24 protein-coding genes and 1 riboswitch are annotated in these 26094 nt (G+C 62.4%); of the genes, 5 read left to right on the top strand and 19 right to left on the bottom strand.

From position 1 onward, the window contains the following. Positions 1 to 99: 99 nt before the first annotated feature. Positions 100 to 3570 (top strand): hybrid sensor histidine kinase/response regulator, encoded by a 3471-nt coding sequence (locus tag BFQ00_RS23820; RefSeq protein WP_065934923.1) that lies wholly within the window; start codon positions 100 to 102, stop codon positions 3568 to 3570. A 123-nt stretch (positions 3571 to 3693) separates the two neighbouring features. Here BFQ00_RS23820 and rmuC read toward each other — a convergent pair whose 3' ends face one another. After that, on the bottom strand, positions 3694 to 5058 hold the full coding sequence (gene rmuC / locus BFQ00_RS23825) for a DNA recombination protein RmuC (RefSeq protein ID WP_170827591.1): 1365 nt from the start codon (positions 5056 to 5058) through the stop codon (positions 3694 to 3696). A gap of 175 nt (positions 5059 to 5233) precedes the next feature. Beyond that, the gene (locus BFQ00_RS23830) at positions 5234 to 5557 is read right to left on the bottom strand and encodes a hypothetical protein (RefSeq protein ID WP_065884517.1); all 324 of its coding nucleotides are present in this window, start codon (positions 5555 to 5557) and stop codon (positions 5234 to 5236) included. A gap of 454 nt (positions 5558 to 6011) precedes the next feature. Here BFQ00_RS23830 and BFQ00_RS23835 point away from each other — a divergent pair, with 454 nt between their 5' ends. The 3 genes from BFQ00_RS23835 (at position 6012) to BFQ00_RS23845 (ending at position 8751) form a co-directional block, all read left to right on the top strand. Next, positions 6012 to 6317: a hypothetical protein gene (locus BFQ00_RS23835; RefSeq protein ID WP_065884516.1), complete on the top strand. Its 306-nt coding sequence runs from the start codon at positions 6012 to 6014 to the stop codon at positions 6315 to 6317. 442 nt (positions 6318 to 6759) lie between these two features. Next, entirely contained in the window at positions 6760 to 6984 is a 225-nt protein-coding gene (locus tag BFQ00_RS23840; RefSeq protein WP_010208698.1) for a hypothetical protein, read from the top strand. Between the two features lie 489 nt (positions 6985 to 7473). Continuing rightward, positions 7474 to 8751: an OmpP1/FadL family transporter gene (locus BFQ00_RS23845; protein ID WP_065934925.1), complete on the top strand. Its 1278-nt coding sequence runs from the start codon at positions 7474 to 7476 to the stop codon at positions 8749 to 8751. 68 nt (positions 8752 to 8819) lie between these two features. Here the strand turns inward: BFQ00_RS23845 and BFQ00_RS23850 are convergent, their stop codons facing one another. The 13 genes from BFQ00_RS23850 to cobO form a co-directional block, all read right to left on the bottom strand. Next, entirely contained in the window at positions 8820 to 9371 is a 552-nt protein-coding gene (locus tag BFQ00_RS23850; protein WP_065934926.1) for a glutathione peroxidase, read from the bottom strand. A 150-nt stretch (positions 9372 to 9521) separates the two neighbouring features. Then, on the bottom strand, positions 9522 to 10730 hold the full coding sequence (locus BFQ00_RS23855) for an MFS transporter (protein ID WP_065934927.1): 1209 nt from the start codon (positions 10728 to 10730) through the stop codon (positions 9522 to 9524). Positions 10731 to 10783: 53 nt separating this feature from the next. Then, on the bottom strand, positions 10784 to 11188 hold the full coding sequence (locus BFQ00_RS23860; RefSeq protein WP_065884512.1) for a MarR family winged helix-turn-helix transcriptional regulator: 405 nt from the start codon (positions 11186 to 11188) through the stop codon (positions 10784 to 10786). A 42-nt stretch (positions 11189 to 11230) separates the two neighbouring features. Beyond that, positions 11231 to 11959, bottom strand: coding sequence for an adenosylcobinamide-GDP ribazoletransferase (locus BFQ00_RS23865; protein WP_065934928.1), 729 nt, complete (start codon positions 11957 to 11959; stop codon positions 11231 to 11233). Between the two features lie 2 nt (positions 11960 to 11961). Beyond that, complete coding sequence (cobC, locus tag BFQ00_RS23870) at positions 11962 to 12537, bottom strand: alpha-ribazole phosphatase family protein (RefSeq protein WP_065934929.1); 576 nt, start codon at positions 12535 to 12537, stop codon at positions 11962 to 11964. Beyond that, positions 12534 to 13589, bottom strand: coding sequence for a nicotinate-nucleotide--dimethylbenzimidazole phosphoribosyltransferase (gene cobT / locus BFQ00_RS23875; protein ID WP_065934930.1), 1056 nt, complete (start codon positions 13587 to 13589; stop codon positions 12534 to 12536). Before cobT ends, cobC begins: the two co-directional genes overlap by 4 nt. Then, positions 13586 to 14107: a bifunctional adenosylcobinamide kinase/adenosylcobinamide-phosphate guanylyltransferase gene (gene cobU, locus BFQ00_RS23880; RefSeq protein WP_065884508.1), complete on the bottom strand. Its 522-nt coding sequence runs from the start codon at positions 14105 to 14107 to the stop codon at positions 13586 to 13588. Before cobU ends, cobT begins: the two co-directional genes overlap by 4 nt. Before the next feature lie 544 nt (positions 14108 to 14651). Next, positions 14652 to 16103, bottom strand: coding sequence for a cobyric acid synthase (locus BFQ00_RS23885; protein ID WP_065934931.1), 1452 nt, complete (start codon positions 16101 to 16103; stop codon positions 14652 to 14654). Beyond that, complete coding sequence (gene cobD, locus BFQ00_RS23890) at positions 16100 to 17089, bottom strand: threonine-phosphate decarboxylase CobD (RefSeq protein ID WP_065884506.1); 990 nt, start codon at positions 17087 to 17089, stop codon at positions 16100 to 16102. Before cobD ends, BFQ00_RS23885 begins: the two co-directional genes overlap by 4 nt. Beyond that, positions 17082 to 17990: an adenosylcobinamide-phosphate synthase CbiB gene (gene cbiB / locus BFQ00_RS23895; RefSeq protein WP_065934932.1), complete on the bottom strand. Its 909-nt coding sequence runs from the start codon at positions 17988 to 17990 to the stop codon at positions 17082 to 17084. Before cbiB ends, cobD begins: the two co-directional genes overlap by 8 nt. Beyond that, complete coding sequence (gene bluB, locus BFQ00_RS23900; protein ID WP_065895743.1) at positions 17987 to 18637, bottom strand: 5,6-dimethylbenzimidazole synthase; 651 nt, start codon at positions 18635 to 18637, stop codon at positions 17987 to 17989. Before bluB ends, cbiB begins: the two co-directional genes overlap by 4 nt. Further along, a complete protein-coding gene (locus BFQ00_RS23905) occupies positions 18634 to 20040 on the bottom strand; it encodes a cobyrinate a,c-diamide synthase (protein WP_065934933.1) in 1407 nt (468 codons plus the stop codon). Before BFQ00_RS23905 ends, bluB begins: the two co-directional genes overlap by 4 nt. Next, positions 20037 to 20648: a cob(I)yrinic acid a,c-diamide adenosyltransferase gene (gene cobO, locus BFQ00_RS23910; RefSeq protein ID WP_065934934.1), complete on the bottom strand. Its 612-nt coding sequence runs from the start codon at positions 20646 to 20648 to the stop codon at positions 20037 to 20039. Before cobO ends, BFQ00_RS23905 begins: the two co-directional genes overlap by 4 nt. A gap of 77 nt (positions 20649 to 20725) precedes the next feature. Beyond that, positions 20726 to 20983: riboswitch (cobalamin riboswitch) on the bottom strand. Positions 20984 to 21082: 99 nt separating this feature from the next. On the opposite strand from cobO, the gene BFQ00_RS23915 reads away from it, so the two are divergent. Next, a complete protein-coding gene (locus tag BFQ00_RS23915) occupies positions 21083 to 22396 on the top strand; it encodes a PQQ-dependent sugar dehydrogenase (RefSeq protein WP_065934935.1) in 1314 nt (437 codons plus the stop codon). A 134-nt stretch (positions 22397 to 22530) separates the two neighbouring features. On the opposite strand, the gene BFQ00_RS23920 is transcribed toward BFQ00_RS23915, so the two are convergent. From BFQ00_RS23920 to BFQ00_RS23935, 4 genes are all read right to left on the bottom strand, one after another. Further along, positions 22531 to 23070 (bottom strand): C40 family peptidase, encoded by a 540-nt coding sequence (locus BFQ00_RS23920; RefSeq protein WP_065934936.1) that lies wholly within the window; start codon positions 23068 to 23070, stop codon positions 22531 to 22533. A 144-nt stretch (positions 23071 to 23214) separates the two neighbouring features. Continuing rightward, on the bottom strand, positions 23215 to 23844 hold the full coding sequence (locus BFQ00_RS23925) for a C40 family peptidase (protein ID WP_065884499.1): 630 nt from the start codon (positions 23842 to 23844) through the stop codon (positions 23215 to 23217). Between the two features lie 212 nt (positions 23845 to 24056). After that, entirely contained in the window at positions 24057 to 24761 is a 705-nt protein-coding gene (gene hda, locus BFQ00_RS23930) for a DnaA regulatory inactivator Hda (protein ID WP_065884498.1), read from the bottom strand. Positions 24762 to 24966: 205 nt separating this feature from the next. Then, positions 24967 to 26040 (bottom strand): AI-2E family transporter, encoded by a 1074-nt coding sequence (locus BFQ00_RS23935; protein ID WP_065884497.1) that lies wholly within the window; start codon positions 26038 to 26040, stop codon positions 24967 to 24969. Positions 26041 to 26094 lie beyond the last annotated feature (54 nt).

Consider the following 26094-nt stretch of genomic DNA (forward strand, 5'->3'; position numbering starts at 1 on the left):
CGCGCTCAGACCTTGGTCGACACTGACTAACCCCAAGCATCATGCGAGACTGTCCGACCGGGCCCGCACCGCCCGGGTGTCCCTATGCTCGGAGTTACCATGACGCTGTCCAGCGGGCTGATCGCCGCCGTTGCCCTGGCCTATATGGCCATTATGTTTGCCATCGCCTTTTACGGTGACCGCCGCCATGCGCCGCTGCCGCCGCGTGTGCGTGCGTGGGTGTATAGCTTGTCGCTGGCGGTGTATTGCACCAGCTGGACGTTCTTCGGCGCGGTGGGCCAGGCTGCCGAACAGCTGTGGGCATTCTTGCCGATCTACCTGGGCCCGGTGCTGTTGCTGGTGCTGGCGCCCTGGGTGCTGCAGAAGATGATTCTGATCAGCAAGCAGGAAAACATCACCTCCATTGCCGACTTTATCGCCGCACGCTACGGCAAATCCCAGTCCCTGGCGGTGGTGGTCGCGTTGATCTGCCTGGTCGGCGTATTGCCTTATATCGCCCTGCAGCTCAAAGGCATCGTGCTCGGCGTGAACCTGTTGATCGGCTCCGGGCCCGACACCACGGGCACGCGGGCCCAGGACACCGCCTTGGTGGTGTCGCTGGTGCTGGCGCTGTTCACCATCGTATTCGGTACCCGCAACCTCGACGCCACCGAACACCACCGGGGCATGGTGCTGGCGATTGCCTTTGAATCGCTGGTCAAGCTGTTCGCGTTTCTGGCGGTCGGCGCGTTTGTGACCTACGGGCTGTACGACGGTTTCGGCGACCTGTTCAGCCAGGCGATGCTCGCACCACGCCTGGAGGAATACTGGAAGGAGACCATCAACTGGCCGTCGATGGTGGTGCAGACCGGCGTCGCGATGATGGCGATCATCTGCCTGCCCCGGCAATTTCATGTGACGGTGGTGGAGAATATCGACCCGCAGGACTTGCGCCTGGCCAAGTGGGTGTTCCCGGCTTATTTGATCCTTGCCGCGCTGTTCGTGATCCCCATCGCCCTCGGCGGCAAGATGCTGTTGCCAGGCTCGGTGCTGCCCGATTCCTACGTGATCAGCCTGCCGATGGCCGAAGCCCACCCGGCCCTCGCCGTACTGGCCTTTATCGGCGGCGCCTCGGCGGCCACCGGCATGGTGATCGTGGCGAGCATTGCCTTGTCGACCATGGTCTCCAACGACATGCTGCTGCCCTGGCTGTTGCGCCGCTCCAGCGCCGAACGGCCCTTCGAAGTGTTCCGCCACTGGATGCTGTCGGTGCGCCGGGTCAGCATTGTGATCATCCTGCTGCTGGCCTATGTGAGTTACCGACTGCTGGGTTCCACCGCGAGCCTGGCGACCATCGGCCAGATCGCGTTTGCCGCCGTGACCCAGCTGGCACCGGCGATGCTCGGAGCGTTGTACTGGAAACAGGCCAACCGGCGCGGGGTATTTGCAGGATTGGCGGCGGGTACGTTCCTGTGGTTCTACACCCTGGTCCTACCGGTTACCGCGAAAAGCCTGGGCTGGTCGCTGAGCCTTTTCCCCGGCCTGACCTGGATGCACTCGCATCCCTTCGGCTTTTCCGTGACCTCGCTGACCTTGGGCACCGTGTTCTCCCTGGCGGGTAATTTCACGCTGTTCGTGTGGGTGTCGATGCTGTCGCGTACACGGGTCTCCGAACACTGGCAGGCCGGCCGCTTTATCGGTCAGGAAATCAGCCAGCGCGCCAGCGCCCGCTCCATGTTGTCGGTACAGATCAGCGACCTGCTCAGCCTTGCGGCACGCTTTGTCGGTGAAGAACGGGCCCAGCAGAGCTTTATCCGTTTCGCCTATCGCCAGGGCAAAGGCTTCAACCCCAACCAGAATGCCGACAACGACTGGATCGCCCACACCGAGCGTTTGCTGGCCGGCGTACTCGGCGCGTCGTCCACGCGCGCCGTGGTCAAAGCCGCCATTGAAGGGCGGGACATGCAGCTGGAGGACGTGGTACGGATCGCCGACGAAGCGTCCGAGGTGCTGCAATTCAACCGCGCCCTGCTGCAGGGTGCGATCGAAAACATCACCCAGGGCATCAGCGTGGTGGATCAGTCGCTCAAGCTGGTGGCCTGGAACCGGCGCTACCTGGAACTGTTCAACTACCCCGACGGCTTGATCAGTGTCGGTCGGCCGATTGCCGACATCATCCGCTACAACGCCGAGCGCGGCCTGTGCGGCCCCGGTGAGGCACAAGTGCATGTGGCGCGACGCCTGCACTGGATGCGCCAGGGCCGTGCGCACACGTCAGAGCGGCTGTTTCCCAATGGACGGGTAATCGAATTGATCGGCAACCCGATGCCAGGCGGCGGGTTTGTCATGAGTTTCACCGACATTACCGCGTTCCGCGAAGCCGAACAGGCGCTGACCGAGGCCAACGAAGGCCTGGAGCAACGGGTGACCGAGCGCACCCATGAACTGTCGCAGCTCAACGTCGCGTTGACCGAGGCCAAGGGCGTGGCCGAATCCGCCAGCCAGTCGAAGACCCGCTTTCTGGCCGCCGTCAGCCACGACTTGATGCAACCGCTGAACGCCGCACGCCTGTTCTCCGCCGCCCTCTCCCATCAGCATGAAGGCCTTTCCAGCGAAGCCCGGCAACTGGTGCAGCACTTGGACAGTTCGTTGCGCTCGGCCGAGGATCTGATCAGCGACTTGCTGGATATCTCGCGCCTGGAAAACGGCAAGATCAATCCACAACGCCAGCCGTTCGTCCTCAACGAGTTATTCGACACCCTGGGCGCCGAATTCAAGGCATTGGCCCAGGAGCAAGGGTTGCGCTTTCGTTTGCGCGGCAGTCGCCTGCGGGTGGACAGCGACATCAAGTTGCTGCGGCGGATCCTGCAGAATTTCCTGACCAACGCCTTCCGCTATGCCGACGGGCCGGTACTGCTCGGCGTACGTCGCCGCCAGGGCCAGTTGTGCCTGGAAGTATGGGACCGTGGCCCCGGCATCCCGCTGGATAAACAGAAAGTGATTTTCGAAGAATTCAAGCGCCTGGACAGTCACCAGACCCGCGCCGAAAAGGGCCTGGGCCTGGGCCTGGCGATCGCCGACGGCCTGTGCCGCGTGCTGGGCCATCGCCTGAGCGTACGCTCGTGGCCGGGCAAGGGCAGCGTGTTCAGTGTGCGTGTGCCGTTGGCGCGTAACCAGACCGCGGCACCGGTCAAGGCCGCGCAGGAAAATGGCCTGCCACTCAGCGGCGCGCACATACTGTGCGTGGATAACGAAGAAAGCATCCTGATCGGCATGCGCAGCTTGCTGACAAGCTGGGGTTGCGAGGTGTGGACCGCCACTGACCAGGCGCAATGCGCGGCCCTGTTGGCTGAAGGCATGCGCCCGCAACTCGCGTTGGTGGATTACCACCTGGACCACGGCGAGACCGGTACCGAGCTGATGGGCTGGCTGCGCGCCGAATTGGCCGAGCCGATTCCCGGCGTGGTCATCAGTGCCGATGGCCGTGCGGAGATGGTGGCCAAAGTGCATGCGGCGGGGCTGGATTACCTGGCCAAGCCGGTGAAACCGGCGGCGTTGCGGGCGCTGTTAAGTCGGCATTTGCCCCTTTAATTCAAGTGTACTCCGTACAATGTGGGAGGGGGCTTGCCCCCGATAGCGGTGCATCAACCAATAGATCTGGCGACTGACACTCCGCAATCGGGGGCAAGCCCCCTCCCACATTTGGCCTGTGTTTTACTCAGGAAGATGCGCTACACCGTCAGCATCCGTCATCGCGCGCTCGAGCAGATCCGCCGGCAAACTCTTGCTCGCTCGGGCGCCAAGCAGTCTCAACTGCTCGGTGCGACTGACCAGATTCCCGCGTCCGTCCGTCAGCTTGTTGCGCGCTGCGCTGTAAGCCTTATCCAGCTGTTGCAGACGATTACCCACTTCGTCCAGATCCTGGATAAACAGCACGAACTTGTCATACAGCCAACCGGCGCGCTCGGCGATTTCCCGCGCGTTCTGGCTCTGACGCTCCTGCTTCCACAGGCTGTCGATCACCCGCAGGGTGGCCAGCAAGGTGGTCGGGCTGACAATCACGATATGGCGGTCAAAGGCTTCCTGGAACAGGTTCGGCTCGGCTTGCAGCGCTGCGGAAAACGCCGCTTCGATCGGCACGAACAACAGCACGAAATCCAGGCTGTGCAAGCCTTCCAGGCGCTTGTAATCCTTGCCGGCCAAGCCCTTGACGTGATTGCGCAAGGACAGCACATGCTGTTTCAACGCCGCCTGGCCAATCACCTCGTCATCCGCCGCAACATACTGCTGGTAGGCGGTCAGGCTGACCTTGGAGTCCACCACCACCTGCTTGTCGCCCGGCAACATGATCAGCACGTCCGGCTGGAAGCGTTCGCCATCCGGGCCCTTGAGGCTGACCTGGGTCTGATACTCGCGACCTTTTTCCAGCCCCGCATGTTCCAGCACGCGCTCGAGGATCAGCTCGCCCCAGTTACCCTGGGTTTTCTGGCCTTTAAGGGCGCGGGTCAGGTTGGTGGCTTCGTCCGACAGGCGCAGGTTCAATTGCTGCAGGCGTTCAAGCTCCTTGGCCAGGGAAAAGCGTTCGCGGGCTTCGTTCTGGTAGCTTTCTTCAACGCGCTTCTCGAAGGACTGGATGCGTTCCTTGAGCGGGTCGAGTAACTGCCCGAGACGCTCCTGGCTGGTCTCGGCAAAGCGTTGTTCGCGCTCGTCGAAAATCTTCCCGGCGAGTTCGGCGAACTGCGCGCGCAGCTCATCGCGGGAACCTTGCAGGTCGGCGAGACGTTGTTGATGGCTGTCCTGCTGTTCCCGCAGCTCGGCGCGCAGGGCCGCGGCCAGGGCGTCAAGGCGGCGCAGTTCGGTTTCCTTGGCGCTGCGGTCGATATTCCAGGCGTGGGCGGCATCGCGGGCGTTATCGCGGTCGATCTGCAACAGCTCGACTTCGCGGCGTACCGCAGCCAGGTCGGCCTGCTTGGCGGCGTTGGCCTGGCTCAGATCGCTGATCTCGTCGCGGCTGGCGTCCAACTGCGCGGCAAGCCCTTCCTGGGCCATCTGCGCGGTGGCCAGGCGCTCTTCCAGCAACTCCCAGCCGGTGGTGCGCGCGGTCAGCCGCCGTTGAAGCTGCCAGCACCACGCCAGTAACGGCAGGGCTGCGCCCGCAAGGCCGAGGGCGACACTGGTCCAGTCGAACACCATAGTCATTTCTGCCTTCACCCAAAAACAGCAAGGTTAACCAAGCAAGGCACGGGAGGACAGCTCAGTCTTCGACCTGGCCCAATTCGCGCTGGGCGCGGCGATCACCGGCACGGGCCGCCGAACGCAGCAGGTCCTGGCCGATACGCCGGTCGCGGGCATTTCCGCATTCACGGCACATCAGTTGGCCCAGGCGGCTCTGTGCGGCCACCACGCCTTCACGGGCAGGCTGCTTGAGCAGACGGCCGGCCAAGTGCTTGATGTTGGTACTCTGCCCCAGGCGTGGGCTGTCGAGCAGCCACAAGGCGACTTTCAACGAAAAGCGCTTGGGCGCGGTAACAGTTTGGGGAGTGTCGGTAACAGAAGGTGATACGGAGCGAAACTTCATAAAGCACTGTGGGGCAGACCGGAAGGCGCGCCACTCTACTCTTTTTTTCGTACAGGTAAAGCTGAAAAAACGCTGCACGCCCGTTCTAGAGCAAGCGCTTGGGACAATCCACAGAAGCTGTGGATAACTCAGTGGACAACCCCGCTTTAACTCGCGCAAAGCCCCATGGAACGGGGGCCGCAGTCAAACTGACGATTTTTTCACCAATAAAAAAAAGCCAGATTTTTCATTGACTTAAATTTTGATTGCAGGCAAATGAGCGGGCTCCAGGGCCGCTGCCCCTGAAGTTACACAAGCTGCGACAAATGTGCACAACTACCCAGTCAATGGTTATATCGCGGGCCTTTTTGCTCCGACAGGCCGGGAAAATGTAACTGCCTGCAGGCCTGGGGACTTTTCAAAGCGGTCGTCGCTCGCCACACTTCTCCACCGACAACGCAACCGTGCAGGGCCGATGAAAGGAATTCTGTTATTCGCCACGTTGCTGCTGGCCATTTGTGCGACATCCCTGGCCATCAATGCGCTGTTACCGTCCCCGGACGGCGCGCTGTTTGCCATCGCTATCCTGGTATCCGCCGCTCTGACCGCGTCAAGTCTGTGCATCGAACTGGGCGAAGGCGGGATCGGCGACATGCGTGATGTCATTCGGGTCATCGAGACCGGCAAGTCCTTGAGGCTGACCCTCGCCGCCTACGCACTGGGTTGTACGTTGGCCGCGTCGATCACCGTGCTGGTCTATCGCGGGCTGCTGGGGGGCTGATCGGGATTTTTTTACGGGCCCCCTTCCCTTCCCTGTTTCGATCCGTTACTATCCGCGGCGTTAGTACCAAGCTGAAAGTCAATTCTGGTCGAACATATCCCTGAATCACATGGGATCGACCACCTCGATGGTTTCCAGGTATCACTTGCGACGACACGGCCTTTGAACAAGCAAAGGGTGTCGCGAAGTCTCCATACTCTGACCGAACCAACCTGCAAATTGATCAGGATCTTCACCCGGGGCCCAGAACCTTTGCCCCTGTTGTGTTGCCTGCCCTCCTAAGTACCTACCTGCCAGCCCAAGCGCGCCTCATTCAATAGCGCTTCAAACTGGCTGCTTTGTTCCAGTCGGGTTCTTCGTTTGATCAATGGTGATCAACGTCACTGGAACGTTTTAATACGGCACGGTTCTTATCTGTGTCATTTGTAGGAACACCCATAATATGAACGCTCAAATCCATACTCAGGATGCCATCCGCACCCTCACCAACGCTTTTGCCCCAATGAACTGCCTGATCATGGCCGCTCGCAAAGGCTGCTTCAGCTTCACCCTGGTCAACGAACACGGCATCGCGCGTCACAGCGAACGCTTGTACCCCGATCAATACTCCAGCGCAGAACCGCTGCAGGCCGTGATCGAGCGTACCCGTCAGGCATTGATTGCCTGATCGACCCGAGTCGCTGAAACACAAAAACCCTGTCTGAAAAGCAGGGTTTTTTATTGCCTGGCATTCAGCCAAAGAATTCTTACTAATCACAAATAGATATAAACGTTATAACCAGTTGAAGAAGATGTTTTAAAAACAGTCCTTTACAGGATGAATATGACACTACACTTCAACTCAAGCGGCATGATCCGCTTGCGACGGGCCTGAGATCCGATTTACCGCTGCCAAGCCCGCCTTCTCGGGCCCGTCATTCATTAAAAATATTTCACCCTCAATGACGTTTGCGAGATTTCTCCCAGGCCGGGCAAACCTGTGTCTGTCCCATGAAATACGCGACCTGCTGACCGGGCAATTTGCAAGATTCGCCAAAAAACCGCAAATCTGGTCGGATTGTCCTACAAAACCGCTCTATCTCCTGCATTACAGCCTATAGCGCGATGTGAAATTTATTGATACTTTCCGCAGCGGTGATCACACGGAGTTCTAATAATGAAAAAAGTAATGCTCAAGACCACACTTAGCCTCGCCGTTGCCATGGCCTCCTCCCAACTGTTCGCCAGCGGCTTCGCCCTGAACGAACAGAGCGTCAGCGGAATGGGTACTGGTTTCGCGGGTCGCTCTTCTTCTGCCGATGATGCAAGCACTGTGTATGGCAACCCTGCCGGCATGGCTCGCCTGAGCGGCCAGCAGGTTACCGGCGGTGTCGCGGCCATCGATGCGTCCACTGACCTGAGCAATACCAGCGGTCGCTCCAGTGGCAGCAACAAGGGCGATATGGTGCCGTTCACCGCCGTCCCTTTCGGTTTCTACACCAATAAACTCAACGATCAGTGGGCTGTGGGTTTCGGCGTCTATGCGCCGTTCGGCCTGGTGACCGACTACGAAAGCGGCTTCCAGGGCCGTGGCTTCGGCAGCAAGAGCGAAGTGAAAGTCATCACTTTGCAACCGACTGTCAGCTACGCCTTCAACGATCGCGTTTCCGTGGGTTTTGGCCCGACCATCAACCGCATTGCCGGTACCCTGGAATCGGACCTGACGCTGAACCCTCGCGCCCCCGACACCAACATCAAGATCAAGGGTGACGACACCGCGCTGGGCTTCAACATCGGCGTACTGGTACAAGCCACCGATACTACTCGCGTCGGCCTGACCTACCACTCCAAGGTCAGCTACAAGCTGGACGGCCACACCGAAGTCACCGCACCGACCGCGACGTCGCCGTTCCTGCGCAGCAATCGCTACGACGCCTCGCTGAAGATCGACACGCCTGAGTCCTACGACCTGTCGGTAACCCAGGACCTGACCGATGCGTGGAAACTCTACGCCGGTGCAACCTGGACCCGCTGGAGCCGCCTGAAAGACATCACCGTCAAGAACGAAGGCGTGACTGCCGCAGCGGGTGGCGCGCTGGCCCCCGGCCTGGTCAGCACCATCAAGGAAGACCAGAACTGGCACGACACCTGGGCGTACGCCGTGGGTACTTCGTACCAGCTGACCAAGCAGGTGGTACTGCGTACCGGCCTGACGTTCGACCAGTCGCCGACCAACAACACGGATCGCTCGCCGCGCATTCCCACCGGCGACCGCACCATCTTCAGTCTGGGCCTGGGCTACGAGGTCATGCCGAACATGACCATCGACGTGGCTTACTCCTACCTGAAGGAAGAGGACGTCAAGGTGGCACGCGCCAACCAGCTGGCCAGCTACAACGCCAAGTATGAGAACAGTGCCAACGGTTTCGGCCTGGGCATGACCTACCGCTTCTGATTCATCGCGGTATAAAAAAGCCCCGCCTCCTGCAAAGGAGGCGGGGCTTTTTAATGGACGATCCTGTATCAGGGCCTGGAAGCGATCGCCTGCTCTACCGCCTTGATCAGCTCGGGACTGTCAGGCTTGGTCAGGCTGGAAAAATTGGCAATCACCTTGCCTTGGCGATCCACCACGTACTTGTAGAAATTCCACTTCGGCGGCGTGTCGGTCTGCTGCGCCAGGCTCTTGAACAGGTGCACCGCGTCCGGCCCCTTGACCTTCTGCGGCTCGGTCATGGTGAAGGTCACGCCGTAATTGACGTAGCAGACCTTGGCGGTTTCCTCACCGGTCTTGGCCTCCTGCTTGAAGTCGTCGGAAGGCACGCCAATCACCTCCAGCCCTTCGCCCTTATAACGCTGATACAAGGCTTCGAGGCCTTTGAATTGAGGAGCGAAGCCGCAGAAGCTCGCCGTATTGACGATCACCAAAGGCTTGCCTGCAAAACGCTGACACAGGTCAATGGATTCCTTGGCCCGCAGCTTGGGCAATTGGCCCTCCAGCAACGGCGGGCATCCGGCGGCCAGGGCCACACTGCCAGCAGCCATCAGGACGGGTACAGCGAGCCAGCGCATCAACATATCAAAGGTCCTTGATTCGGTTCAGACAATGAACTTAACAGATCGCCATGCCCAACTGCATCAACGCCAGGCCGCCTTGCTGCCAGCCCCACCAGGCCAACAGCAACACCACCAGCGCCACCGCCAGGATCACGCACCGCAGTGCTGCACTCATGCCGCCTCCATTTGCGCCTGCACGCGCGCCACCGGCCGCTCACGCACCGGCCAATTCAGGGCCGCTGCGAGCAGGCTGAGCAGAATCGCCACTTGCCAGATCAGGTCATAGCTACCGGTTCGATCATAGACCACCCCGCCCAACCAGCCACCGAGGAATGAGCCGAGTTGATGGAACAGGAACACAATCCCACCCAGCATCGAAAGGTTTCGCACGCCGAACAAAGTGGCAACGGTGCCGTTGGTCAGCGGTACGGTGGACAACCAGAGGAAGCCCATGGCCATACCAAACAGGTAAGCCGTGACCTCGGTAACCGGCGCCCACAGGAACAGCCCGATCACCACCGCGCGCAGCAGGTACAAACCGGTGAGCAAACGCGGCTTGGACATGCGCCCACCCAGCCAGCCGGCAGTGTAGGTGCCGAACACATTGAACAGGCCGATCAAGGCCAGCACCGTGGTGCCCACCGTGGCCGGCAGATGCTGGTCCACCAGGTACGCCGGCAGATGCACACCGATAAACACCACCTGGAATCCGCAGACGAAAAAGCCGAAGGCCAGCAGCCAGAACCCGGAGTGGGAGCACGCCTCCTTCAACGCTTCGCGCAGGGTTTGTTGACCGACCGTCACCGGCAGCGGTTTGTCCTTGAGCATGGCCACCAGCGGCAGGATCAACGCCACCATCAAGCCCAGGGCCAGCAGCGCCGCCGACCAGCCCAGCCAACCAATCAAGCCGAGGGTGCCAGGCACCATGGCGAACTGGCCAAAGGAGCCGGCGGCGCTGGCGATGCCCATGGCCATGCTGCGTTTCTCCGGTGCTACGGCGCGGCCGACCACGCCGAGAATCACTGAAAACGACGTGCCGGACAGGCCGATGCCAATCAGCAACCCGGCACTCAGGGACAATGACCACGCCGAGTCCGACATGCCCATCAGCACCAGGCCCACGGCGTACAACACGCCGCCGACGAACACCGCCCTGGTCGCGCCGAAGCGGTCGGCCAAGGCCCCGGTGAACGGCTGTGCCAGGCCCCAGATCAGGTTCTGCAAGGCAATGGCAAAAGCGAACGTCTCACGCCCCCAGCCGAATTCGCTGCTCATCGGCGCCAGGAACAGCCCAAAGCCGTGCCGCACGCCCAACGACAACGCCAGGATCAGCGCACTCCCCAAAAGAACCCAGCCACTGGTGCGCCACATCGAGGTCATTTCTTATTCTCCGTCGCGGGTATATACCCGCTTGTAGCCGAACAAACCGCCGTTCAGGCAAGTTCATCCAGCAAGGCCAACAGGGTTTCGCGCTTTTGCGCGCCAAGCTGATCGATCAATTTCTGTTGCGCCGCTTCCCATGCCGGCAGGGCCGCCGCCAACCGCTGCTGGCCCGCCTCGGTCAATACCACCAGGCGATTGCGCAGGTCATCACCCTCGACCAACCGCACCAGGCCGTCACCTTCCAGGACGCGCAGATTGCGCCCCAGGGTGCTGCGGTCCAGGCCCATGGCTTCGGCCAGGCTGGAAATGCTCGGCTGATCGAGACGTTGCAGGTTGCACAGCAAGGAATACTGCGCAACGTTGATCCCGAAGCCGTCGAGGGCGCCGTCGTAATGCCGGCTGACGCCACGGGCGGCGCGTCGCAGGTTGGTGCATAGACATTGGGAGGCAAGCATGGAGCGTGTATATACCCGGAGTTGTGCAAATGCAAGAAAGTGTTACAACGCCAGTCCAATCAGCACCGCCGTTTCCAGCAGTTCCAGCAGTGCGCCGGCAGTATCGCCGGTGGTGCCACCGAGGCGCTTGACCATCACCTGGCGCAACCCGATAAAACACACTGCGGCGAGCAATACCGCCAGCCCACCGTTGAACCCGCCGATCAGGATGCAGGCCAGTCCACTGAGGACCAGCACCTGCTGGCCGACAACCCTGGGCAGATGATCCGACAGCGCCTGACCCAATCCACCCGCGCGCACATAACGCGTAGTGAGAAACAGCGCCAGCATCGACGCCCGGCCGATCAGCGGCGCGAGAATCAGCGCAGCGCCATTGTGCTGCTCGATCAGCGTCACCAGCGCAGTGAACTTGAGCAGCAGCACCAGGCCCAGGGTGACCACGGCAATGGGCCCGCTGCGTGGGTCCTTCATGATGGTAAGAGTGCGTTCACGGTCGCCAAAACCACCCAGCCAAGCGTCGGCACTGTCGGCCAGGCCGTCCAGGTGCAGGCCGCCGCTGAGCAGCACCCAGGCGCTCAGCAGCAGCGCGGCGTGCAGCAACAGTGGCGTGCCCGTCAACAAAGCGTTCAGGCACCACAGCAGCAGGCCGAACAGCACGCCCACCAGCGGATAAAACAGCAACGAACGCCCCAGTTCCTGCGGTTGCGGCATGCCCGGCAGGCGAATCGGCAGGCTGCTCAGGAACTGCAGGGCGATCCAGAATGGCAGCATGGTCAGCCTCCTTCCTTCAACGTGCCATCGGTCGCGACTTGCAAGTTGAACAGCCCGCCATGGCCGACTTCGACATTCAGCAATTGTTCACGGGGCAAGCCGCGCGCGCGCGCCAACAGCAGCCGCATCACCCCACCGTGGCTGATCAACAGCACGCGCTCACCGGCATGGGCCTGGCGCAGACGTGAGACAGCACCAAGCACCCGTTCGGAAAACGCGCCCACCGGCTCACCTTGCGGCGGCGTAAAACTGTAGGGGTCCGCCCAGAACAAGCCCAGGCCCTCGGCATCGGTTTCCATCAACGCCGCCGCGCTCTGCCCTTCCCAGGCACCGAAGTGCAGCTCCTGCAGGTCTTTTTCCAGGCTGACCGGAAGGTCCAGACGCTCGCCCAGCTCCTGGGCAAAGCGCGCGCAGCGTTGCAACGGCGAACTGATCAGCCGGTCCCACGGCCCCCGCCCTGCGACTGCGGCGCGCATCTGTTCCCAGCCTTTGGCCGTCAGGGCGTCATCCAGGCTACCGCGCAGGCCGCCGCCCAATTCGGTTTCACCGTGGCGCAGCACATCCAGGTGCAACGTCATGCGGGACGGTCCGCCACGGCCGCTTCGGCGAAGGTCGCCATCTGCCCGTGCAGCGCACAGGCCAGGCGCAACAGCGGTACCGCCAACGCTGCGCCGCTGCCTTCGCCCAGGCGCAGGCCCAGCTCGAGCAGAGGCTGCGCGTCAAGGCTGTGCAGCACGTGACGATGGCCCGGCTCGGCGCCACGGTGGCCGAACACCAGCCACTCGCGGCAGGCCGGGTTCAGGCGCGTGGCGACCAGTGCGGCGACACTGCAGATAAACCCGTCCACCAGCACCACGATGCCCGCCTGGGCGCAGGCCAGATAGGCACCGACCAGCGCGGCGATTTCAAATCCCCCCAGGTTGAACAGCGTCTGCAGCGCGTCGTCGCGCTGGGCCCCGTGCAGTGTCAGGCCGCGCTCGATGACCGCCACCTTATGACTGACACCCTGGGCATTCAAACCCGTGCCCGGCCCGGTCAGGTCACTCACCGGGCAATCGAGCAGCGCACAGGCCAACGCACTGGCGGCGGTGGTGTTGCCGATGCCCATCTCGCCACCGATAAACAGCTGTACGCCGCTTTCCAGGGCGCGGTGTGCGCTGTCTCGCCCGGCCTGCAGGGCCTGATTGCCCTGAGCCTGGGTCATCGCCGGGCCGTTGACGAAGTTGGCCGTGCCCGCGCCGATGTTCAGGTGACGCACGCCGGGCAACGCCAGGGAGGGCGTCACCGTGCCGAGATCGACCACCTCCAGCTGCGCGTCCAGTTGCCGGGCCAACACGCTGATGGCCGCGCCACCGGTGACAAAGTTGTGCAACATCTGCCCGGTCACTGCCTGGGGAAACGCCGACACGCCTTCTGCGACCACGCCGTGGTCACCGGCAAAAATCGCGATCCACAGTTGATCCACCGAGGGCTTGACCCGGCCCTGCAATCCGGCCAATTGCACCGCCAGCGCTTCCAACTGGCCGAGGGAACCGGCGGGCTTGGTCAACTGCTGCTGACGGTCCCGCGCCTGTTTCTGCGCAGAAGCATCGATGGCCTTGCAGGGGTTGAGCCACCAGGAATCGGTCATAACGCAGTACCTTTCAAAGTCAGAGGCAGGCCGGCCACCGTCAGCACCACACGCTGACACCGCTCGGCCAAGGCTTGATGCAGCCAACCGGCTTCATCCACATAACGGCGAGTCAATTCGCCCAGCGGCACGACACCCAGTCCGGTCTCGTTGCTGACAAAAATGATTTCACCCGGCAGCGACGCCAGGGTTTGCAGCAACTGATCGCGCTCGAACGCCAGGCGCTCGGCATCCTCGAGCATCAACAGATTGGTCAGCCACAAAGTCAGGCAGTCGACCAACAGACAATGGCCGGCAGCGGCGTTTTCGCGCAACACACGCGCCAGCTCGACGGGTTCTTCGATCAAGCCCCAGTGATCTGGGCGCCGTTCGCGATGCAAGGCAACGCGCTGATTCATCTCACCGTCCAGCGGCTGGCTGGTGGCGATATAAATCACGGACAGCCCGCTGTCGCCGGCGAGCTTTTCAGCCAGCCGACTCTTGCCCGAGCGAGCGCCGCCGAGAATTAATTGATGCATAAGCACATACCTTCCAAGGCCCGCCGACCGGCTGAGGCCGCCACCGAACAATGTGGGAGGGGGCTTGCCCCCGATGAGGGAGTGACAGTGAATACATTGATAGCTGACCCACCGCCATCGGGGGCAAGCCCCCTCCCACATTTAGTCCACTCAGTAGCGCCCAAGCCTAACCACGATGCGCAGCGAGTCGCTCTTGATCTCAGGCGCCCCGTTAAACCACGCTGGCCGAACGCAGGCTTGAATCCGTGGGCAACCCGGCAGGACGCCGGGTTAGCCGCCCCGCGCCATGGATGGCGCGTGGCGGCGGCCCACGGATTCAAGCCGGAGAGAGGGCACACCGAGCCTAGGCGAGGTGCCGAGTGGTGGGGCAAGAGCGTTTTGCTTACTTTTGCGCTTTTCAAAAGTGAGCCGCCGTAAGGGCGGAACCCTAAGTGGCCGTTACCTAAATAATGGATATGTACTTGATCTGATCCAAAATACTGGCCAACCCTGAGGCCGCCATCGGGAGCAAGCCCCCTCCCACATTCTGTCCGCGTACACACCGTCAAAGCCCGCACAGTCTGCGCAACAAACCAGTATCCAGATGGTGCTCCACCAAATCCGCCAACCGCTCGATATCCCGCTCACGCAGCGCGTGATAATCCACCTCCTGCACCTCCTGCAACCCCGCCCAGCGCAACAACGCACTGCACGCGGCCGGGGTTTCGAACAGGCCATGCAGGTACGTCCCGAGAATCTGCCCATCGGCACTCTGCGCACCGTCACTGCGCCCATCATCAAGCCGCACAGCGGCATTCGACAACGCCCCGCCGCTCGTCACCCCCGCATGGATCTCATACCCACTGACCTCGGCATCCTCCAGCAACAACCGTCCACGCACATTGCGCAGCTGCTTCTCCTGCGCAAGCGTGGTACTGAACGCCAGCAGCCCCAACCCGTCGCTGGAGCCGGCGGCTCCTTCCAGACCGAGCGGGTCATGCACCTGCTCGCCGAGCATCTGCAACCCGCCACAAATGCCCAGCACCTTGCCGCCATAACGCAAATGCCGCGCCACGGCCGTGTCCCACCCATTGGCACGCAAATACGCCAGATCACTGCGCACGCTTTTCGACCCCGGCAGGATGATCAGGTCGGCAGCCGGGATCGGCTGGCCCGGCCCGACGAATTGCAGGTCCACCTGGGGATGCAGGCGCAGCGGGTCGAAATCCGTGTGGTTGCTGATGCGCGGCAGCACCGGCACCACCACCTTGAGCACCTGGGCGGCCTTGTCGATCTGGCGCTGATCGATACCGTCCTCGGCCTCCAGGTGCAGGTCCATCACATAGGGCAGCACGCCCACCACCGGCTTGCCGGTGCGCGCCTCCAGCCAATCGAGCCCCGGTTGCAGCAGCGCGATATCACCGCGAAAACGGTTGATGATGAACCCCTGGACCCGCGCCTGCTCGCTGGGGGACAACAACTCCAGGGTGCCGACCAGATGGGCGAACACCCCGCCGCGATTGATATCGGCGATCAACAGCACCGGGCAGTCCACGGCCTCGGCGAAGCCCATATTGGCGATGTCATTGGCGCGCAGGTTGATTTCGGCCGGCGAGCCCGCGCCTTCGACCATGACCACCGCATAGGCCTGGCTCAACCGGGTGTGGGAGGCCAGCACCGCCTGCATCGCGATGGCCTTGTAGTCGTGGTAGGCGACCGCGTTCATGCTGGTCACGGCGCGGCCATGGATGATCACTTGGGAACCGGTGTCGCTGTTGGGCTTGAGCAACACCGGGTTCATGTCGGTGTGGGGCGCCAGATGGGCGGCCTGGGCCTGTACGGCCTGGGCGCGGCCGATCTCGCCGCCTTCGGCGGTCACCGCGCTGTTGAGCGCCATGTTCTGTGGCTTGAACGGTGCGACCGGAACCCCCTGGCGCACCAGCCAGCGACACAGCGCGGTCACCAGCGTGCTTTTGCCGGCGTCGGAGGTGGTGCCCTGCACCATCAGCGTGGTCATGTCACTTCCTTATAGGCGACCAGGGCCGTCTCGAGGCGCTGCCAATCGGCCTCGCTGTCGGGCAGGCCGAAACGCACGCTGCTGTTGTGCACGAACAGGCGCAGCAGGATGCCGCGCTGGGCCATGAATTCGTACAAGCGTTCGGCGTGCGGTGTGATCAGCCACTGGAACAAGGCGCAGCCCCCGTGGGGTTCAAAACCCTGGCGCTGCAGCAGGTCGAACAAGCGCTGGCCCGCCTCCAGGCAACGGGTGCGCTGGCGAACGTGCCCGGCGCTGTCGCTCAGGCAATGCTGGCCAATCACTCGGGTCGGCCCGCTGACCGCCCAAGGCCCGACCTGTTCGGCCAACAACCTGAGCAACTTGCGCTCGGCCAGCACAAAACCCAGGCGCACGCCGGCCAGGCCGAAGAACTTGCCGAACGAGCGCAACACGATCAAGCCGACCTGATGGGTGTGGCTGGCCAGGCTCAAGTGCGGGGTAACATCCATGAAGGCCTCGTCCACCACCAGCCAGCCACCGCGCTGGGCCAGCCGCGCATGCCAGTCGAGCAGGCGCTCAGGGGCCAGGTTCAAGCCGGTGGGGTTATTGGGGTTGACCACCACCAGCACGTCGAGGCCGTCGAGAAAGAAGTCGACTTCCTGCTCCTGCACTTCGCGTACGACATAACCGGCACGCCGCCAGGCCTCGGCGTGCTCGGCATAACACGGCGACAGCACCCCGACCTTGCCCGAACGGCGCAGGCGCGGCAGTAACTGGATCGCGGCCTGGGAGCCTGGCACCGGCAACGCTTGGGCGGCGCCGTAGTAGTCGCTGGCCACTTTCTCCAGGCCGTCATCGGCTTCGGGTAACCGCGCCCAGGCGCGCACAGGAATCTCCGGGATCGGCCACGGCCAGGGCGCCAGGCCAGTGGACAAATCGAGCCAATCCGCTTCGGCAATCCCGTATTCAATTGCGGCCTTACGCAGCCGACCACCATGTTCAAGCATAAAATTGCGCCCCCGCGCACAGGATCAGCAGCCACAACCATAGGCCGCGCTGCACCAGTTGCCAGCCGCGGTCGATGGCGTCAGCGTCGGCCGGCGGGCCTTCGCCCAACGGCGGGCGCTGGTGCACCTCGCCGTGATAGATCGCCGCGCCACCCAGTTCCACGCCCAGCGCGCCGGCACCAGCGGCCATCACCGGGCCGGCGTTGGGGCTGTCCCAGGTCGGACCCTGGGTGCGCCAGCATCTGAGCGCCAGCCGCGTCTTGCCCAGCAGCGCGTAGGTTAATGCCACCAAACGTGCAGGAATATAGTTGAGCCCGTCGTCGATCTTCGCCGCCGCCCAGCCGAAGCGCTCAAAGCGTTCGTTGCGATAGCCCCACATGGCGTCAAGGGTGTTGCTCAGGCGATAGAGCACCACGCCCGGCACCCCGGCGACCACAAACCAGAACAGTGCGGCGAACACGGCATCGCTGCCGTTTTCGAGCACCGACTCGGTGGCAGCGCGGGCAACCTCGGTGTGATCCAACTCGCTGGTCTGGCGGCTAACGAGATAGCTCACGCGTTTGCGCGCCTCTTCCAGGTCATCGCTGCGCAGGGCCTGGGCGACCGGGATCACATGCTCCCCCAGGCTGCGCATGCCGAGGGCGCAATACAGCGCCAGGATTTCCAGCACCCAACCGATATAAGGCGCCCAGGATAATGCGGTGGCGAGCAGGGTCAGCGGCACTACCGCGATAAACCACGCGGTCACGCCATGGCTGCGCCAGCCACGGCCCTCCGTGTTGAAACGCTGCTCGATACGCCCGGCAAAATTGCCGAATGCCACCAGCGGATGCCAGCGCCTGGGCTCGCCCAGCAGCGCATCCAGCGCCACGGCGGCGACACACAGCAAGGCCACACTCATTGACTCACTCCCCACAGGTTTTCATACAGCATGTCACTCAATGGCCGAGGTTCGGTCCAGCCTTCGAGTTGCAACATCGGTGCCGGATAAAACGCGGCGACCGGTCCCAGGCACAGCACCGCCAGGGGTTTGGCGCCCGCCGGCAAACCCAGCAGGTCGGCCAGGGCCTGGGGTTCGAACAACGAGACCCAGCCCATGCCCAGGCCCTCGACGCGGGCGGCCAGCCACAGGTTCTGGATCGCGCAGGACAAGGACGCCATGTCCATTTCCGGCAAGGTGCGCCGGCCAAAGATGTGCCGTTCGCGATCGTCCATCAGTGCCGCCACCAGCACTTCGGCGCAGTCGTGGATGCCTTCGACCTTGAGCTTCATGAAGTCGTCGGAACGCTCGCCCAGGGCCTCGGCGGTGCGGATGCGTTCTTCTTCCACCAGTTGTTGAATGCGGCCCCGCAATTGGCGGTCGCTGATGCGGATAAACCGCCACGGCTGCATCAGGCCGACGCTCGGCGCCTGGTGGGCGGCCTGGAGCAGGCGTTGCAGTAATTCAGGCGCGACGCTGCCGCCGCTGAAATGGCGCATGTCGCGGCGTTCGGCGATCGCGCGGTAGACGGCTTGGCGGTCGGCTTCGGGGAAGGCGTGGTCAGTCATGGCCTCATCGGGGGCAAGCCCCCTCCCACATTGGATGGGGTTTCAACTCGGTCAATTGTGGGAGGGGCGGTGCGACGATTCGACTTGCCCCCGATAGCGGTGTCGGGACCTGGCGCAAACAATGCGGCCACCGCCGCCGGATTCGACGGAAAGTAAAAGTGCACATAGGAGGCCGTCATCCGCCCCTGCCGATACACCGCCTCCGCCCCGCGCCCGCCATTGGGGCTAAGCCCGCGGGCGATCGGCTCGCACTCAGTGCTGGTCAGGGAGTGGTGATAGGTATGCCCGCGCAACGTGCCCTCGGGCAGCTCCACGCTTTGCAGCGCCAGGGCCGCCAATTTCTTTTGCATCACGGCGTCGCCCTGCAGCAGGCCGAGCAGTTCGGCGCGGTTGCCGTCGACATCGGTAAGCGAGTCGAGCAGGTACAGCATGCCGCCACACTCGGCGAGCAATGGCTTGCCGGCGGCGTGATGGGCGCGGATTGCCTCAAGCATCGCGGTATTTTGCGCCAGCGCCAGGTGATGCAATTCCGGGTAGCCACCCGGCAGGTACAGGCTGTCGGCGTCAGGCAACCCGTGATCGTGAAGGGGCGAGAAAAACGTGAGCTGCGCGCCCATTGCCCGCAACAGGTCGAGGCTGGCGCCGTAGGTAAAGGCGAAAGCTTCGTCACGGGCTACCGCAATGCGCACCCCGGCGAGCAGCAGCTCGGCCGTGATAACTGCGGGCGCGGCAAACGTCACCGGCGGCGGCACGGCCACTTCGCAACTGCTGCCCAGGGCTTGGGCGGCGGCGTCCAGGCGCGCGTCGAGGTCATTCAGTTCGCTGGCTTGCACCAGGCCCAGGTGCCGGCTGGGCAGTTCTATGCCGGTTTCGCGCGACAGCGCGCCGTACCAGCGCAACCCTTCGGTCAGGCTGCCCTCCAGCAACTGCGCATGGCGCAGCGTGCCGACGCGGTTGGCGAGTACCCCGGCGAAGGGCAGGTCCGGCTGGTAGCGGGCCAGGCCCAAGGCGAGTGCGCCGAAGGTCTGCGCCATGGCGGTGCCGTCGATCACCCCCAGCACCGGCACGCCGAAATGCCGCGCCAGGTCGGCGCTGGAAGGGGTGCCGTCGAACAGGCCCATCACGCCTTCGATCAGGATCAGGTCGGCCTCCCCCGCCGCTTCCCACAACAGACGACGACTTTCCTGCTCGCCGACCATCCACATGTCCAATTGATAGACCGGCGCGCCACTGGCGCGTTCGTGAATCATCGGGTCAAGGAAGTCCGGCCCGCATTTGAATACGCGGACCTTGCGCCCCAGGTTGCGGTGCAGACGCGCCAACGCGGCGGTGACGGTGGTTTTGCCTTGACCGGACGCCGGTGCGGCGATCAATACGGCCGGGCAATGACGGGGCTGATTCAAAGTTCGACGCCTTTCTGAGCCTTGATACCGGCCTGGAACGCGTGCTTGAGCATGCCCATGTCGGTGACGGTATCGGCCATTTCGATCAGCTCAGGCTTGGCGCCCCGGCCGGTCACCACCACGTGCTGCATCGGCGGACGGGCTTGCAGGTCGCCGAGCACCTGGTCCAGGTCGAGGTAGCCGTGCTTGAGGGCGATGTTCAGTTCATCCAGCACCACCAGGCCGATGGAGGGGTCAGTCAGCATCGCCCTGGATACCGCCCAGGCCGCCTCGGCGGCGGCGATATCGCGCTGGCGATCCTGGGTTTCCCAGGTAAAGCCTTCGCCCATCACATGGAAGCGCACTTGCTCGGGGAAACGGCGGAAGAACAGCTCTTCGCCGGTACTGTGACGCCCCTTGATGAACTGCACCACGCCACACTGCATGCCATGGCCCATGGCCCGGGCCAGCATGCCGAAGGCCGAGCTGCTCTTGCCCTTGCCGTTGCCGGTCAGCACCAGCAGCAACCCGCACTCATTGGGCGAATTGGCGATGCGTTCATCGATCACGGCTTTTTTGCGCAGCATGCGCGCCAGGTGGCGTTCGTCGCGGTCGGGGGTATCGGTCATGGCAGCTCTCCGTTGGGGCTGGACAAAAACGGCGGGCAGGAAAAAAGAAAACAGACAGCCAAGCATCGCCCACCGTGATGCTGTTGGATGCTTCAGGCCGGTCTCCGGGCTCATGAGTGGCGCTCAGTCTGTGTAAAAGACCGTGCAGGCCGACGGCGCGCCTTCCCATATCGCCTGCGATACAGTGGCCAACAGCGCCGTCTTGACTCATTTACCGTTGCGGGGGCAGCGCCGGAATTGCGGCAGCACTGTGTACAAGTGCGCTCACTCACCGGCTTCCCTGTTTCACTCCGTCGACGCGCACGCCACAGAGCACCTGGAACAAGCCGCGAAGGTTAGTGGGTTGGGGGTGGAGCGTCAATTAAAGCTGGCCCTGTACTTGAACCATCAAGGTGATGTGCTTCTCTACCCTTACAGGTATTCAGGAGAACACCATGCATAAAACCAGACTCGCCTTACTGATCATGCTGGCCGGCACCCTCGCCGCCTGCGGAGAAAGCTCTACCCTGCAGGTGACCGATGGCACCGGGCCCTCGCCCAGGCTGCCGGAACCGAACAAGACGCTGATCCCCACCGTGAACATCGCGCCGGCTGTCGGCTGGCCAGACGGCGCCAGGCCCACCGCCGCTGCCGGCACGCAGGTGGCTGCATTCGCCGAGGGCCTGGAGCATCCGCGCTGGCTCTATGTGCTGCCCAACGGCGACATACTGGTGGCCGAGACCAACGCACCGCCCAAGCCGGATGACAGCAAAGGCATTCGCGGCTGGGTGATGGAAAAAGTCATGGGCCGCGCCGGCGCGGGCGTGCCGAGCCCGAACCGCATCACCCTGCTGCGCGACGCCGACCACGACGGCGTCGCCGAAACGCGCACGGTGTTCCTGGAAAACCTCAACTCGCCGTTCGGCATGGCCCTGGTCGGCAACGACCTGTACGTGGCCGACTCGGACAAGTTGTTGCGCTTCCCCTATCAGCCTGGCGAAACCGCGATCAAGGCGGCCGGCACCAAGGTCGTCGACTTGCCGGGTGGCAGCCTCAACCATCACTGGACCAAAAACGTAGTGGCCAGCCAGGATGGCAGCAAGCTGTATGTGAGCGTCGGCTCCAACAGCAACGTCGGCGAGAACGGCCTGGAAGCCGAAGAAGGCCGGGCGGCGATCTGGGAAGTGGACCGCGCCACGGGCCAGCATCGTATTTTCGCCTCCGGCCTGCGCAACCCCAACGGCATGGCCTGGGAACCCCAGAGCGGCAAGCTGTGGACGGCGGTGAACGAGCGCGATGAGATCGGCAGTGACCTGGTGCCGGACTACATCACCTCGGTCAAGGACGGCGCCTTCTACGGCTGGCCTTTCAGCTACTACGGCCAGCATGTGGATGTGCGCGTCACGCCGCAGAACCCGCAGTTGGTGGCCAAAGCCATTGCGCCGGACTATGCGGTCGGCCCGCATACCGCGTCGCTGGGACTGACCTTCGCCACCGGCAACAAACTTCCTGCGCAGTTCAGCAACGGTGCATTCATCGGCCAGCACGGCTCGTGGAATCGCAAGCCGCACAGTGGCTACAAGGTGATCTTCGTGCCGTTCGAGGGTGGGCAGCCTAAGGGCAAACCGGTGGATGTGCTGACCGGGTTCCTTGATAAGGATGAGAACGCCATGGGTCGGCCGGTGGGCGTGGTGATCGACCAGCAAGGCGCGTTGCTGGTGGCTGATGATGTGGGCAATAAGGTATGGCGGGTGTCTGCTGCCAAGTAGAGATTTACGAGACCGCTACAAAACCAATGTGGGAGGGGGCTTGCCCCCGATGGCGGTGGGTCAGCTGAAAATTTATCAACTGACCCTCCCTCATCGGGGGCAAGCCCCCTCCCACATTTGAATCTATGCTTGACTCAGGGATTGCGGGCCAGGTTGGCCGGCAATACTCGCTTGGCGCTCAAGTAGGCATTCTGCCAATACGCCTTGGACAACGTATCAAGCTTCACCGTACCACCGGTCTGCGGCGCGTGCACAAAGCGACCCTCGCCCACGTAGATCCCGGCGTGGCTCACCCGCGACCCCCCACCGGTGGCAAAGAACAGCAGGTCACCGGTTTGCAGGTTTTGCTCGCTGACGTCCTGAGCACGCATCACGATCAACTCGCGGGTAGTGCGCGGCAAGGTGATACCGGCTGCGTCACGGTAGACAAAACCAATCAGGCCGCTGCAATCAAACCCCGAGTCCGGCGTATTGCCGCCCCACCGATAGGGCGTGCCGACCAGGCCCAGCGCGCGGAAGAGCACATCTTCGGCGGCAGGCGAGAAATTCTGGGTGGAATAGTTGAACACCGGCTTGGGCTTGACCGCTACGGGCGCGGGCGGCGGTGGACGGTTCGCGCAGGCGCTGAGAAGCGCGGCGCAAACAAGCAGAATGAGGCGGGCCGAGGTCGACATGTGCAGAACAATCCTGGACTGGATGCGGCTTTCGCTGCCGAACGTTGAAAACCAGAACGCGCAAGCAGGGCTCGCGCGAACGGATTACAACAATGTCCAGGGATTCTAGCGCTTACGCGTCAAACTTCAAGTATCACTTTAACTTTACTTACTGGCGGTCACCGTAGACGGGGCCATGGCGAGTGCGCGCTTGGCTTCGATGAAGGTTTTGCTCCAGTAGCTGTCGCCCAGGCTATCGACCCGCACCCCACCGCTACGACGGCTGCTGGAGTGGATAAACTGGTTATCGCCCAGGTAGATACCGGCGTGACTGACACGACCGCGACCGGCTGTACTGAAGAAAAGCAGATCACCGGGCTTGAGGTTGTTGCGCGCGACCAACGGTGCTTTCACGTTGATCATTTCGCGGGTGGAGCGCGGCAGATTCATGCCGGCCTCCTCACGAAACAGGTAGCCGATAAAACCGCTGCAGTCGAAACCGGCCTCGGAGGTGCCGCCGAAACGGTAACGGGTACCGATCAGGGACATGCCGCGTTCGAGAATGCTGTCGGCCAGAACGGGAAGCTGGTAAGGCTTGCTGCCGGAGAAGTCGGCGAGTTCTTTTTCGGTTGCCAGCTCTTCTTCATAAACAGAAGCAGACTGTGCAGCAACGAATTTAGCCTGATTTTGAACCTGGGGTTTTTGCTGTTCTGCCACCTGCTGAGGGTGGGAGGCGCAACCAAACAACAGGGTAACGAGTGCGAGAGGCACGAGGGGTGCGAAGCGATTTAGCATGGGCACGACCGTGGCTGATGTGTAAAGAAGCCGAGACTATGCCCACTATCACATCGATTTGCAAATTCAATCGAGTTCTTTGTGACTTCTTGCGTGGACCACGCCATCTAAGCCTTGATCCCTGACACCTGACCTTTGCGTAGCCAAACTGGCTCAAACGCAGGTTTTCTGGCGCCTGGAATTTGCCGAAAGCCTGGAAACACAAGGGCTGGCTACCAGCCGAGGGTTTCCTTGAGGAACGGAATGGTGAGCTTGCGCTGGGCCTGCAACGAGGCCTGGTCGAGCTGTTCGAGCAAATCGAACAAGGCGCTCATGCTGCGCGTGCCCCGGGTGAGGATGAAATGCCCGACCTCGTCGGTCAGGTGCAGGCCGCGACGCGAAGCACGCAGTTGCAGGGCGCGCAATTTGTCCTCATCGGACAGGGGGCGCATCTGGAAGATCAACGCCAGCGTCAGGCGCGACTTGAGGTCGGCCAGCTTCACAGGCAGTTCACGCGGCGAGGTGGACGCGGCGATCAACAGGCGCCGGCCGCTGTCACGCAGGCGATTGAACAGATGAAACAGCGCCTCTTCCCAATCCGCCTTGCCGGCAATGGCCTGCAAGTCGTCCAGGCACACCAGTTCATATTGTTCGAGGTTGTCGAAGATCCCCACACCATGGTCCATCAGCTCGGCCAAAGGCAGGTAGACCGCCGGCTCGCCCATTTGCTCGAAACGCAGGCACGCGGCCTGCAACAAGTGGGTACGCCCTACGCCATGCTTGCCCCACAGATAGATCAGGCTTTCAGTCCACCCGGCGTCGGCTTCGCAGAGGCGCTCGACATAGCCGAGTGCAGCGGCATTGGCGCCTGGGTAGTAATTGATAAAGGTAGCGTCGTCACGCAGACGCACACCTAGGGGCAGCTGAATCGGTTTCATGCTGACTGAACGGCTCCCATCGAACCGTGAGTGGCCTCTGTGTAAAGTTTGCAAAGTTTATACGCGTGGCGCCGGGCGCACAATGCAGCAGACCATAAGCAAAATCAAAGGTTTGCGTTAACCTGCTGGTTTTACGCGATTTGTTTGACGCCCCCGCCCCCATAAACAACAAACCCGGCGATAAGCCGGGTTTGTGATACCTCGATTACAGATCGGGGTCTTCAACCCCCGTGTACACGTCCGAATCCTTGTACAGGTCGTGAACATGCCGCACCAGCACCATGATCACCGCCGCCACCGGCAGCGCCAGCAGGATGCCGGTAAAGCCGAACAGCTCACCGCCCGCAAGGATCGCAAAGATCACCGCCACCGGATGCAGACCGATGCGGTCGCCTACCAGCAGCGGCGTCAATACCATGCCTTCCAGCGCCTGACCGACCATGAATACCGCGACGATCCCGAGCATCGGGTACAGGTCGCCACCAAACTGGAACAGCCCCGCCACCAGCGCCGCGCCGATACCGATGACGAACCCCATGTACGGCACGATTGCGGCCAGGCCGGCGATCAGGCCGATCAACAGGCCCAGCTCAAGGCCGATCGCCATCAAGCCGGCGGCGTAAATGATGCCCAACGCCAGCATCACCAGCAGTTGCCCGCGCACGAACGCGCCCAGGACTTCATGGCACTCGCCGGCCAGGGACACGATGCGTTCCTCGCGGTCGCGCGGCAGCAGGCTGCGGATCTTGGCCATCATGATGTCCCAGTCACGCAGCAGATAGAACGCCACCACCGGGATCAGCACCAGATTGGTCAGCCAGCCGATCAGCGCCAGGCTGGAAGCGGTTGCCTGGCTGAGCACCATACTGACGATATCGGTGGTCTTGTCCATGTGCTCACTGATGGCCGCCTTGACCTTGTCGAACTTCCAGAACCCGTCCGACAGCCCCAGCTTGGCCTGGGCCCACGGCATGGCCGTGTGCTGCAACCAGTCGAGCATCTGCGGCGCCAGCTCGTAAAGCCGATACAGCTGCTTGGCCAGCATCGGCACCAGCACGAGTACCAGCGCGGTGATGATCAGGGTAAACAAGGCAAATACCGCGATCACACCCCAGGTTCGCGACAGGCCGGCTTTCTCCAGGCGATCCACCACCGGATCGAACAGATAGGCGAGCAACAACGCCACCAGAAATGGCGTCAGGATCGAATGCAGCAAAAACACAAAAACGCACAGCAGGACAATCCCGCCAAGCCACACCCAACGACGCGTATCCGCCATAAACCACTTCCTCTGTTATTGGCTTCCCTCCTCTATATAGAAGGAAGACCGCTT

The organism is Pseudomonas sp. 28 E 9 (assembly GCF_900004785.1).
In the GTDB taxonomy this organism is placed as follows: domain Bacteria; phylum Pseudomonadota; class Gammaproteobacteria; order Pseudomonadales; family Pseudomonadaceae; genus Aquipseudomonas; species Aquipseudomonas orientalis_A.